The 12,284-nt window shown below is 45.3% G+C and carries 12 protein-coding genes; 11 read left to right on the top strand and 1 reads right to left on the bottom strand.

Going from position 1 to position 12,284, the window contains the following annotated elements; genetic code table 11:
- Positions 1–58: 58 nt before the first annotated feature.
- Complete coding sequence (locus tag ACLTD4_RS15685; RefSeq protein WP_412331411.1) at positions 59–163, top strand: 4Fe-4S cluster-binding domain-containing protein; 105 nt, start codon at positions 59–61, stop codon at positions 161–163.
- An 888-nt stretch (positions 164–1,051) separates the two neighbouring features.
- Here the strand turns inward: ACLTD4_RS15685 and ACLTD4_RS15680 are convergent.
- Positions 1,052–2,035 (bottom strand): LysR family transcriptional regulator, encoded by a 984-nt coding sequence (locus ACLTD4_RS15680; protein WP_117622025.1) that lies wholly within the window; start codon positions 2,033–2,035, stop codon positions 1,052–1,054.
- 149 nt (positions 2,036–2,184) lie between these two features.
- On the opposite strand from ACLTD4_RS15680, the gene ACLTD4_RS15675 reads away from it, so the two are divergent.
- The 10 genes from ACLTD4_RS15675 to ACLTD4_RS15630 all read left to right on the top strand — a co-directional run.
- Positions 2,185–3,054, top strand: coding sequence for an NAD(P)-dependent oxidoreductase (locus ACLTD4_RS15675; RefSeq protein WP_055653298.1), 870 nt, complete (start codon positions 2,185–2,187; stop codon positions 3,052–3,054).
- Positions 3,055–3,085: 31 nt separating this feature from the next.
- Complete coding sequence (locus ACLTD4_RS15670) at positions 3,086–3,601, top strand: fumarate hydratase C-terminal domain-containing protein (protein ID WP_207660907.1); 516 nt, start codon at positions 3,086–3,088, stop codon at positions 3,599–3,601.
- 9 nt (positions 3,602–3,610) lie between these two features.
- Positions 3,611–4,474, top strand: coding sequence for a fumarate hydratase (locus tag ACLTD4_RS15665; RefSeq protein ID WP_055653299.1), 864 nt, complete (start codon positions 3,611–3,613; stop codon positions 4,472–4,474).
- A gap of 23 nt (positions 4,475–4,497) precedes the next feature.
- On the top strand, positions 4,498–5,394 hold the full coding sequence (locus ACLTD4_RS15660; protein ID WP_117622076.1) for a DUF6282 family protein: 897 nt from the start codon (positions 4,498–4,500) through the stop codon (positions 5,392–5,394).
- Positions 5,395–5,441: 47 nt separating this feature from the next.
- The gene (locus tag ACLTD4_RS15655; protein ID WP_117622027.1) at positions 5,442–6,470 is read left to right on the top strand and encodes a TAXI family TRAP transporter solute-binding subunit; all 1,029 of its coding nucleotides are present in this window, start codon (positions 5,442–5,444) and stop codon (positions 6,468–6,470) included.
- A gap of 27 nt (positions 6,471–6,497) precedes the next feature.
- On the top strand, positions 6,498–8,372 hold the full coding sequence (locus ACLTD4_RS15650) for a TRAP transporter permease (RefSeq protein WP_117622028.1): 1,875 nt from the start codon (positions 6,498–6,500) through the stop codon (positions 8,370–8,372).
- 2 nt (positions 8,373–8,374) lie between these two features.
- On the top strand, positions 8,375–9,082 hold the full coding sequence (locus ACLTD4_RS15645; protein WP_117622029.1) for an RraA family protein: 708 nt from the start codon (positions 8,375–8,377) through the stop codon (positions 9,080–9,082).
- A 2-nt stretch (positions 9,083–9,084) separates the two neighbouring features.
- Complete coding sequence (locus ACLTD4_RS15640) at positions 9,085–9,288, top strand: 2-hydroxymuconate tautomerase (protein WP_006774379.1); 204 nt, start codon at positions 9,085–9,087, stop codon at positions 9,286–9,288.
- A gap of 215 nt (positions 9,289–9,503) precedes the next feature.
- The gene (locus ACLTD4_RS15635) at positions 9,504–11,201 is read left to right on the top strand and encodes an AAA family ATPase (protein WP_117622030.1); all 1,698 of its coding nucleotides are present in this window, start codon (positions 9,504–9,506) and stop codon (positions 11,199–11,201) included.
- 212 nt (positions 11,202–11,413) lie between these two features.
- Positions 11,414–12,284: aldose epimerase family protein (locus tag ACLTD4_RS15630; protein WP_412331410.1), on the top strand; the 871-nt coding region annotated here is incomplete at its 3' end.

Below are 12,284 nucleotides of genomic sequence, written 5' to 3'. Positions count from 1 at the left end.
GATTGATTGATACGGACTGTGAGATCCGGTCGATCATTCTGTGTGACGCTTTTTTCTATTGACTTTTCAGAGGCCGTCTTCCGTTTTCGATGGTCCGGGCTTTCGACAGACCATATTTTTAAAGGGCTGTCACTTGAGGTGCAGCTGGTGCCACAATCCGTAGGGGGTAAGTTAATTCCATTCCGGCCAAAATCAAATTCATCTATGGAAACGACATATTTCGGATAGTTGTCACGGGTCAGATCATATATTCCAAATCCCTGGCTTATGGTATCGTCCGAAGCCAGCAGATAGGAAATTTGGATATATAATGTTTCTTTTTGCCAGGTGCCGATAAAGTCTACTTCCTGTTCTCCGGATTTCCCGACAGTTACCTGATAACCGCGTTTGTGTAATTCCATATAGGCGATATTTTCCAGAATCAGGTTAATATCTTTCAGATTTTCACCAAAGATAGCTTCACGAATGCCGTGGACTGCTAAATATTATTTTTCATTTACTGTAAGTATTTTTCCCCTGGAGATCCTGCCGACGGACATGATAGAGGAGAAAGGCATCCTCACAGGCTTTTATATAGTTTAAAATGGTTTCTGTTGATACGGCATTCCGCCTAGTGTCAGATAGATGAAAATACTTTCTGTTCTGTTGCCTCCGGGTATATTTCCCGATAAAGCATAAAAAAATCACGATAGGAATGGATAAATAACAAATTCCACATACCGTCAGGCCAGGTATGTGGCCAGTTCACTTGAAAGGAGTTTTGCATTGGAACCGGTAATGTATATATCGCATTCTAAATACTTTTTCGGCGGACCAGCAGGACCGCGTGATTCCGCAGTCCTCCAGTGCCTATGAGATGTAGGAACAGTAGCGCATTTTCAGATTACTTGATAATAAATGGTAAAAAATGGATATACCGGCAAAACGAAAAAAGCGGTCTTCTGTATGGTATAGTTATGATACCGGAATACAGGAAACTGCTTTTTACTCATGAGCAGAAGCAACGAGGCATAGAACCAGTGTAAATGTCAGAACAGTGCTTAATCGGAAATCATCTCTCCGCCTGAATTCTGTCCATCACACATTTATGCTCTTTGTATATCTGTTGAATAATATGAATACTGCTGGATAATGGTTTGTTCAGATACTTATTTTTGTGATAGAGCAGGAGTGTTTTTCTGGTTCCCTGAAATTCCATGACAGGAAACACATGCAGTGATTCAAAACATTTTGGCTGAGTATCATACAAGTGCTTTAAAAGCATGGGGGTACTGAAAAATACACCATATCCTTCCGCGCAGAGAGATACAAGAGAGCTGGTCAGTGATGTTTTTATGCGCATAAACGGCGGTGTACCATTCTGGACGAGCTTTGACACGATCGCTTCGTGCAGGCGGCTGGAGGCAGGATGTAAAAACATTGGAACATTGGAAAAATCGGTTACAGACACACCTTTCATAAAGGCTGTTTTACAGGCTGGATATTGATCACTGAAATATTTGCGGAGCAGCCCATCCGAGATAATCAGATATAGGTCCTCCGTTTCCAAAGGGACGATTTCACATAAATCTGAATCAAAATACTCATATTTTGAGACGAGTGGGAGTGCAAGGTCAATCTCGTTATTTTTAACAGCCGCAGATAAATCAGGAGATGTTTTTTCAACCAGATGTATGGTCATGTTCGGATATTCGCTGGAAAAATGCGGAGTAAATTCGCAGACAAATGCTGTCGACCTGTTTGGCGGCAGTCCAATGGTAATTTCGCCAACAAATTCGTCCTGCATGGTAATAAATTGGTTCAGCAGCCGGTTCTCACGGTCTATAATATCTCGTGCTGCTTCCAAAAGCATCTGTCCGGAGGGCGTCAGCTTCAGAGATGGTTTGCGTTCAAACAGTTGTACCTTATAAGTATTTTCGAGATGCTTGATATGAAGACTTACAGCCTGCTGAGAAGTATAAAGCGCTTCAGCGGCCTTTGTAAAGCTCATTAGTTCCGTTACCTTGATAAAGCATTGAATGTCGGTCATATTCATAATTAGGTTCTCCTTGCATAAAGACAAGTTTTTTGTTGTGACTTTGACAAAAAAAACAATATTTTCTTTTAATTTTAAACGAATTATAATGGAAATACAATAAAAATTTTTGTTGATAACAAGAGAATGAGAATGAGAAGGAGAAGATTATGATAGTCGGTTTTATCGGTTTTGGCGAAGCGGCATCGTCCATCGCGCTGGGTCTGCGCGGAGAAGGTATCGACAGAATGGTGTGCTATGATGCCATGCAGGATGATGAACGTATGAGTGAAATCATGAAGGAGAGGGTAGCAGCCTGTCAGGGAGAAAAAGCGGAGAGTGCTGCAGCGGTATGCCGGAAATCGGATGTGGTGATTTCAGCGGTTCCTTCCAACTATGCGGTATCCGCTGCTGAAGACGCAGCGGCGGGAATTAAAGAAGGACAGCTCTTTTTGGATGTTTCTACAGCGACACCTATAGAAAAGAAAAAGATCAGTGAGATGGTAAAGGCCAGGGGAGGCCTGCTTATTGACGGAGCGATGATGGGGGCATTGCTAAAGAGTAAGCATCAGGTGCCGATGTTGTTGAGCGGCGATGGTGCGAAAGCCTTTCGGGATAAAATGGAGCCATACCATATGTGCCTGGAAGTCGTGGAGGGGGAGGCAGGGACTGCGACGAGTATTAAGTTCATACGCAGCATTACAGCAAAAGGACTTAGCTGTTTGCTGATTGAATCACTGCAGGCGGCACAGCGGTTTGGCGTAGAGCAGACGATTGTAGACTCGTTTGTGGATACTTTTGGACCAGAATTCATTGGAATTATCAACGGATATGTTTCGGGAGCGATCATTCATGCGGAACGGCGTGAACATGAGCTGAAGAATGTTGTTGATTTCTTACAGAGTGAAATGCTGCCGTATACAATGGCCGAAGCTACTCGAACAAAGCTGCAGTGGCTGGCCGATCATCATGTAAAGGATAACTTTGAATCCGGTGTTGCCCGTGATTGGAAAAAGGTATTGGAGGGATGGAAGCTGTAGCATATACCGGTAAACGTGTTCAAAAGGAGAAGTGAGTGATTTGATAAAGATTAATGTTCCGTTTAGAGACAAAGAATGCAGTCTCAAAGCTGGTGATCTGATTGAGATGAGCGGAAAAATATATTGCGGCCGTGATGCGGTACTTCCACATGTCGTGGAGCTGGCGAAGAAAGGGGCGCTATCGGAGCGCGGTATTGACCTGGAGGGGGCTGTAATTTTTCATACTGCTGTAAGCTGTGCCGGCATAGCACCAACTACTACGAGTAAGCCGGAAATTGAGGGATCGATTATACCATTATCAGAAAAAGGAGCGATGTTCCATCTTGGAAAAGGCAGGCTCCTTCCTGAGACCATTGAGGGTTTAAAAAAGAATAAGGCGTATTTTCTGATTACTCCGCCGGTATCTGCATTACTGACTGCTTCGATGAGTGAATGCCGCGCGGTACTGCATCCGGAATTTGGGATGGAAGCATTCTATGAGATTACGGTAAAGGATTTTCCGGCAATTGTTGCAGTGGCTGACGGAGAAAGTGTTTTTTCGAATTAGGGGGGACATATGGTATTTTTAAATAAAGTGACAGATGATGTCGCTCGGACGGTGGTAGATGCAAGCTCTCACTGGCGAGACGATCAGGTTGCCTGCTGGAAACAGGCATGTGCTGAGGAAGAGATTCCACATGCAAAATGGGCAATGGAAAATTTTATTAAAAATGCAGCTGTTGCAGATAAAAAACATTGTGCATTATGCGATGACACAGGGACGCCGCACCCGTTTCTGGAAATTGGAGATGAGGCCGTCCTTCCGGCTGGATTTCTGGCGGCAATGGAAGAGGGGATTAGAAAGGGATTAAATGACCTGCCGGCGCGTCCGATGGGAGTACGTGGAGACGAATTAGAGCGCATTTCACAGTGCAAAGGCCTATATGACGAGCCTGGTATGTTAAAACCCGCTCCTACACAAATCCGCCGTATGGCGGGAAGTAAAATTCGTCTCACCGTCCTGATGCTTGGAGGAGGACCAGAGATCAGGAGCAGAACCCAGGCTTTATTTCACATGCATTCTCTGGATCATGTAGTTGAGGAGATGATTGCATGGGCGGTTCCGCAGGTAGCAGCGCTTGGATGCCAGCCGTGTACACTGTCATTTGGCCTTGGGCGTACGGCGGTGGAAGCCTCTTCGCTCTCTCTTGAGGCAATGAAGGACGGACGTTATGATATGCAGAGTGAAATAGAGAAACGCATCACGGACGCAGTCAACGGAAAGGGGATTGGACCGATCGGTTTGGGTGGTGCCAGTTCGGTGCTTGCTACATTTATTAAAATTGGAGACATGCGTGCGAGCGGCTTCCGGGTGGTTTCGATGCGCCCGAACTGCTGTATGGAGATTCGTAAAGCATCCTGTGAATGGGAGACTTTATGATAACGGAAACAAAGGAGGAGAGTATGAGAGAACTAATTCAAGGGGCATATGATCTTCATGTGCATACAGCCCCGGATGTGCTGCCAAGAAGACTCGACGATTTCGAGATGGCACAGCGGGTAATGGACAGTGGGATGGCTGGATTTGCAATGAAGTCTCATTACTTTTGTACGGGAGAACGCGCTGCAATGACCAGGAAGCTTTATCCCGCATGCGATGCGGTGGGGACAATTACACTAAATGGGTCGGTAGGGGGAATCAATCCTGCGGCAGTGGAGATGGCAGCACGCGCCGGTACGAAGCTTGTCTGGTTTCCAACCAGTGATTCTGCGCATGAGCAAAATCTTACATTGGGAGGAGACCGGAATCCGGATAAAAAACTTCCGTACTGGGCGCAGGTGGTTCTGCAGATGCGTGAAGAGGGAATTGACAATCCTGTTATCCGCGTGGTAGGTGAAGACAGGAGGCTGACAGAAGCGACGCATCAGGTTCTGGAGGTGATCGCAAGACATAAGATGATCCTGGCAACGTCGCATCTTTCACATGAGGAGACATTTGCTCTTGTAAGGGCGGCGAAAGAACACCGGGTAGAGCATATTATTATTACACATGTGGACTTCCCAACCACATTTTACACGGTGGAAGAACAAATGGAGCTGCTTCGCTGCGGTGCTTATATGGAACATTGTTTTGTTACATACAATTCTGGAAAAGTAGACTTTGAAGTAGTGTTGAAACAGATACGTGCAATTGGAGCCAGACATATCATTCTCTCTACGGACTTAGGACAGAAAACAGGAATATATCCGGATGAAGGTCTGGAGCAGTTTGTGACAAGCCTGTATGATCGGGGGATTTCAGAAGAGGATATTAAGAAAATGACAAGTTATAATCAACGGATATTGCTGGGAAAAGCATAACTGACATCACTCGCAATATTTATCACAGAAAGAACAGGGGGTTTCAAATGAAGAGAAAAAATACAGGTTTGGCGATGCTGGTGCTGGCAGCTGTTTTCATGACTGCGGCATGCAGCCCGACAGGTGTAAACAGTAAAACGGGGAACTCCGGCAGTACTGCGGCCGAAGGTGCTTCAAGTGGCGGAACACATTATGACCTGACACTGGGAACCGCGGCCAGTACTGGTACTTATTATGTTGTCGGCGCTGCAATTGCTAATGAGGTCAATACAAAGAATCCCAACTTAACGGTTGTGGCACAGACTACAAATGGAGGGGTGGAGAATGTAAACCTTTGTATGTCAGGAGAGATGGATCTTGGTATGACAAATGCAGATGCTGCCTACTGGTCATCGCATGGCGGCGGCAGTGGTTTTTATGAAATCTATGCAGAACCAGGCAATGTAAAAGGCGTTATGCGTCTGTATGAGAGCCAGGGGCATATGATTACAACGGCAAATTCAGGTATCGAGACATATGAGGATTTAAGGGGCAAGACAGTTTGTCTTGGACCGCCAAGCAGTACGATTCCCGCTATGTCTATCGCAATTTTGGAAGCCTACGGTATCAATACTGATTCAGATATCAAAGCGGTTTACTACTCTATTGACGAGGGACTTGAGAAATTGACGGATGGTGTGATTGATGCTACATTTTTTGTCGCCTCGGCACCCGCATCGGGTCTTACGAGCGCTTCTGCTACCTCTGCTTTAAAATTTGTAGATGCAGGAGAGGAGATCCTTAAGCAGGTAGTAGAGAAGTACCCATACTATACCGCTGCGACTACAAAAGAAGGGGCATATCCAAATATGAATTCCGTGAATACACTTAAAATATATACGGAAATCATCGCATCCGGAGATGTTCCTGAAGAGGCGGTCTATCAATTTGTGAAAGGGGCACTGGAAGGACAGCCTGATTATGTAGACGCACATGTGGCATGTCAGGAAATAAATGCGGAGACTGCAGCTTCTGCCGCGGCCAAACTGCATCCTGGTGCGGAGCGTTACTACAGGGAGCTGGGATTGATTGACTAGAGCGTGAACTTGTGAAAGGAATTGTTTATGACAGAAAAATTAAAACACCAGAAGATGGTAGATATGATCGCACTTGGCATGTCTGTAGTACTTTGCCTGTTCCATATGTTTTCTGCCTCCTACGGAACTTGGACCTCCTACGTCCTGGCGGCGGTTCACTGGGGCTTTATTGGGAGTTATATTGTGCTCAGGAAGCCCACAAAACTTAAGTATATCGGGCCAGTGTACGATGCCGTTATTATTATGCTGACGATTTATACCTGTTATCATCAGGTTGCCATGCAGGAGCGTCTGGTCACACAGGCAGGACTTTATACCACAGAGGATATCATTGTAGCGGTAATAGCTGTACTGCTTGTGCTGGAAGTCGGACGTCGGGCTGTAGGGAAGATTCTCCCTTTAATCGGGGTTGCGTTTCTTTTGTACTGCTATTTTGGGAATATGGTACCAGGACTGATGAAGACAACCAGGTTTACAGTGAACCGAATTGCGATTTTTATCTATACCTCCAGTGATGGAATCTTTGGACAGACCCTGTACGTGAGTGCGAAGTATATATTCCTGTTCATTTTGTTCGGGAGCATTCTGGAACTTACAGGCGCCGGCGCATTTTTCGTGGATCTGGCATTTGCGTTTGTGGGTAAGGCGAGGGGAGGCCCGGCACAGGCTGCGGTTTATTCAAGTATGCTGATGGGAACTATCAATGGTTCAGGGGCCGCAAATGTAGTAACGACAGGTACCTTTACCATACCACTGATGAAAAAAATTGGCATTCGGCCGAGTACTGCGGGCGCCATAGAGGCAGTCGCATCGTCTGGCGGCCAGATTATGCCTCCAGTTATGGGGGCCGTGGCATTTCTGATGGCTGAGATGACAGGGATCGACTATGCCAAGATTGCATTGGCGGCGTTGGTTCCGGCGATTCTTTATTATATGACATTGTCATTGTCAGTATATTTGATTGCCCGCAGAGATAATATTGCGGCCGGCAATCCTGAGGATATTAAAAAACCGCGCGAGGTATTGAAAGAGGGCTGGTTGTTTATTGTCCCTTTGCTTGTACTGGTGGCACTTATCATTTCAGGCATGAGCGTTCAATTATCTGCGTTTTACAGTATTATTGTAACATTAATTGTTGGTTTTATTAAAAACCGCAGGAATATGACTGTTGGAAATATATTAGGAGCCTGCGAAAATTCAGTGAAAAGTATCGCCCCGGTAGCGGCTGCATGTATATTGGCCGGTATTATCATGGGCTCCATGAGTCTTACCGGTTTTGGACTTAAGATCAGCAGCCTGATCGAAATGATATCCGGAGGAAATTTATTGTTTGCACTATTGCTTTCCATGGCAGCCAGCCTTCTGCTTGGTATGGGACTTCCGACATCGGCGGCATATATGGTATTGGCGGTATTGGTTGCTCCTGTATTGCTGAACCTTGGAGTGAGTAAAATGGCGGCACATTTGTTCTTGCTGTATTTCGGCGCGATTTCTACAATTACACCTCCTGTTGCACTGTCGGTATTTGCTGCTTCCGGAATATCAGGGGCGGGGGTATGGGAAACCGGCTGGGATGCGCTGAAGCTTGCATCAACCGGATTTATTATTCCATTTATCTTTGCCTTTGATAATAGTCTGCTGCTGATGGGAAATCCGGGAATGATTGTGATTGCAGTAGTCACCGCAGTCATAGGCTGCATGATTTTGTCAGTGGCAGTGTCGGGATGGCTGGTACATAATTTGAATGTAGGTACAAGACTGCTTTTGCTGGTTGCGGGTGTGTGTATGATTATTTCAAATCCGTTATGGATTAATGCGGCAGGTTTGGCGCTTGCCGTTATCGTAATACTTACGGTTTTAAGAGCAAATCAAAAGAATACAAAAACTGAGGGGGTATGTTAATTATGGAAAATTATTATGAGTTACCGGAGTTAATTTCTGAAGATCTTATTGAGCGCGCATCTAAGCTGAGCTCAGCAAATATTTGTGATGGTCTAAGCAAGCTTGGACTTCTTGCGGGCCGTTGTATGAGCGGACAGATTAAACCGGTTTCAGATAAGATGAGTGTTGTCGGGACCGCTTGTACTGTGGAAACAAAAGATGGTGACAATCTGCCGCTGCATGTTGCAATTTATAACTGCAGGCCCGGATATGTAATTGTTGTAAGTGGAAAGGCCTTTGAAGAGAGGGCTTATATGGGTGACTTGATGGGCGGTGCGGCAGAGGCAATCGGTGTGTCAGGAATTATCGTCGACGGATATATACGTGACAAGACAGGTCTTGATGAAATCGGAATGCCGATGTTCAGCAGAGGTTATAAGCCAGCGAGTCCGGCAAAAAAAGGACCAGGAGGATTGAATATCCCAGTCGAATGTGGCTCTGTCCTGGTAAAACCGGGAGATTTAATTGTTGGAGATTATGACGGAGTGGTGGTTGTACCGAGAGAAAAAATAAAAGAAGTTTTAGAGGCGGCAGAAGTAAAAGTTGCTTACGAGGAAAAAAGGGTAGCCGCTATCAATGAGTACAGGAGATGCAAGACAGAAGGTTCTGATTTGCCGGATTTGACTCCTGCATGGGTTAAAGAAATGATGGAACAGAAACGGGAGGCATAATTATGCCGCGAATTCAGATTCAAATGCTTAAGGGACGAACAGCAGAGCAAAAACGGCGACTTGCTAAAGGTGTAACAGAAGCAGCGTCGGAAGCGCTAGGAATATCACAGGAGCGCATTTCACTCATTATGCTGGAGGTGGAGGAAGACCAACTGGCACACGGTGGCCTGTTATGGTGCGACAGAGAGGTAAAGCCTCCGATTTAATGATGGGGATAATTTTCGGCTCTCATAACAGGAGCTGATATGCTGGTGGAAGGAGGAAATAAGCCGGGCTCATGATTGAGTACCGGTTTTTCCTTTTTTATGGGGAGTGCAATTAAATTTGTCCGTTTCGGCTGGAATAATGACTCTGCCCTTGTGTTTCCACATGGAACAGGATATAATTTTTATATCGCATGTGGTGTGTAAGGAGGATTTCAATGCAGAAAAAACCTTTGCCTGTAGGAATTGATGATTTCGAAAAGTTAATTAGAAATAATTACTACTATGTAGATAAAACTCTTTTTATCAAGGAACTGCTTGATAAAAAGGGGGAGGTAAATTTGTTTACCCGGCCGAGATGGTTTGGCAAGACCTTAAATCAAAGCATGATCCGCTTCTTTTTTGAGAATACCGGAAGCCTGGAAGGAAATGAAGCGAATCAGGCCCTTTTCAAGGATCTGCAGATCATGAAGCAGGGAGATCGTTATACGCAGGAGATGAGCAGTTATCCGGTTATCAGTCTGTCTCTTAAATCCTCTAAGCAGCCGGATTGGGAATTGGCCTATGGCTGTTTGAAGGAGGAGATAGGAAGAGAATACTTAAGACACCGGATTGTGCTTGATTCTTTGAAGGTACCAGAGCAGAAAAGAAGATATGAGGATATTATGAATCTGAGTGGAAGCCAGCAGGACTTTGCCACATCGATTCGCTTTCTTTCCGAGTGTCTGTATCAACACTGGGGGAGAAAAGTCATCATTCTGATTGATGAGTATGATGTACCGTTTGAAAATGCCTGGTTTTCAGGATTTTATGATAATATGATAGGATTTATCCGATTGGTGTTTGAATCTGCGCTTAAGACGAATCCCTGTCTGGAATTTTCTGTTGTTACAGGCTGTCTGAGGATTACAAAGGAATCTATATTTACAGGTTTGAATAATCTGGATATTATTTCAATATTAAGCCGCTCTTATGATGAGTACTTTGGTTTCACCCAACAGGAAGTTGACAGGATGCTGCGGTATTATAATCTTGACATGAAAAGAGAGCTGATTAAGTCCTGGTATGACGGGTATATGTTCGGTGATACAGAAGTCTATAATCCCTGGAGTGTGGCAAACTATGTGGATGCACTGACTGCTTTTACCGATGAACTGCCGACGCCATACTGGGCCAATACAAGCTCCAACAGCATTGTTCGCAGTCTGGTAGAACGGGCGGATATCTCTGTAAAGGAAGAACTGGAGATTCTGTTAGCCGGCGGAACGATAGAAAAACCTGTCCACGAAGAAATTACGTATGACAGCGTATACGATTCAGAGGATAACTTATGGAATTTTCTGTTTTTTATGGGGTATTTAAAACAGATATCCAGGAAGATGGAGAATGAAACCCAATACCTGACAATGGCGGTTCCAAATCTGGAAGTTAAGTATATTTTTAATAATACAATCACCAAATGGTTTCGCGATCAGATAAAAGTAAAAGATTTATCGCAAATGTATGCGGCCATGCTGGAAGGGGATGCCGATCAGTTTCAGGCAGAGCTATCCGGACTGCTTCAGGAGAGCATCAGCTATATGGATACCCGGGAAGCTTTTTATCATGGCTTCATGATGGGTGTATTAAATAATCTAAGGGATTATCTGGTAAAGTCGAACCGTGAGAGTGGAAATGGGCGTCTGGATATACTGGTACGCAGCCACAATGTGTCAAAAACGCCAGTCATCATGGAACTAAAAGTATCCGAGACCTATAAAGGCATGGAAAATGCCTGTGACACAGCAATGCAGCAGATTGAAGAAAAAAAGTATGATTCCAGCCTGCCTGAGGAGGGATACACCGATGTTCTGCTCTATGGCATTGCATTCTTCAGGAAGCAGTGCAGAATTAAGGTACATCGCAAACGATTTTAAAAAGTGCCAGTTCAGACGGCGGGAAAATTATGATTGCGTAAAGACATATGGAACTGCAGTTTCGTTTTGTAGAGGAAACTGCAGTTTCTGTTTTTTAACAGATAATTCTCCCAATCTGCGCTCTAATTTAAAGAGTACTTCCGGCTTTCTGCTTGACGCACAGTGGAAAAAAAGATATACTTTCATTAACGTTAATGGAAAGGAAGTACATCATGAACAGAACCGTATTTGGAGCAGCAGAAGGAGCGCAAGAAGTCAGCCTTTTTACACTGAAAAACAGAAACGGTATGGAGATCACCATGTCGGATTTAGGAGCTGTGCTGACCAGAGTTATCGTGCCGGACCAGGAGGGCCATCCGCGCGACGTAGTATTGGGATATGAGAGCCCGGAGGAGTACCGGAAGAATACGAATACATATTTCGGCTCAACAGTAGGGAGAAATGGTAACCGGCTGGAAGGCGCCACGGTCACCCTGGAAGGAAAAGTCTATCATATGACGCCCAACGAAGGGGAGAACAATCTTCACAGCGGCCCTGACGGATATCAGATCCGTATGTGGGACGTGAAGGAGACGGCAGAGGACAGGAATGAGGTTACGTTTGTCCTGGAGAGCCCCGACGGTGACCAGGGCTTCCCGGGTAACTTAAAACTGGAGGTCACCTATGCGCTGACCGATGAGAATGAGATCCGCATCACCTATAAAGGCGTGTCGGATGCGGAGACTGTCTTTAACCCGACGAATCACAGCTATTTTAACTTAGGCGGTCACGACAGCGGCACGATTTTGGACCATGTGCTGACTCTGATGGCAGATTCCTATACACCGGTCAGAGATTCCGCCTCGATTCCCACCGGTGAGAAGGCGGATGTGACGGGGACTCCCATGGATTTCCGACAGGGGAAAGCGATTGGTCTCGATATCGATGCAGATTTCCAACAGCTACAGTATACCGGAGGCTATGATCACAATTTCGTAATCAATCAGAATGCCGTCTCAGACGATACCACCACAGGTCTGTATAGAGCCGCCGTCGTTGTCTGTTCTGAGAGTGGGATTACCATGGAAGTGGATACGGACAGAC

This window comes from Hungatella sp., assembly GCF_046966825.1.
The sequence above is the reverse complement of the archived record's forward strand: the minus strand, read 5'-3'. Positions and strand labels throughout refer to the sequence as shown.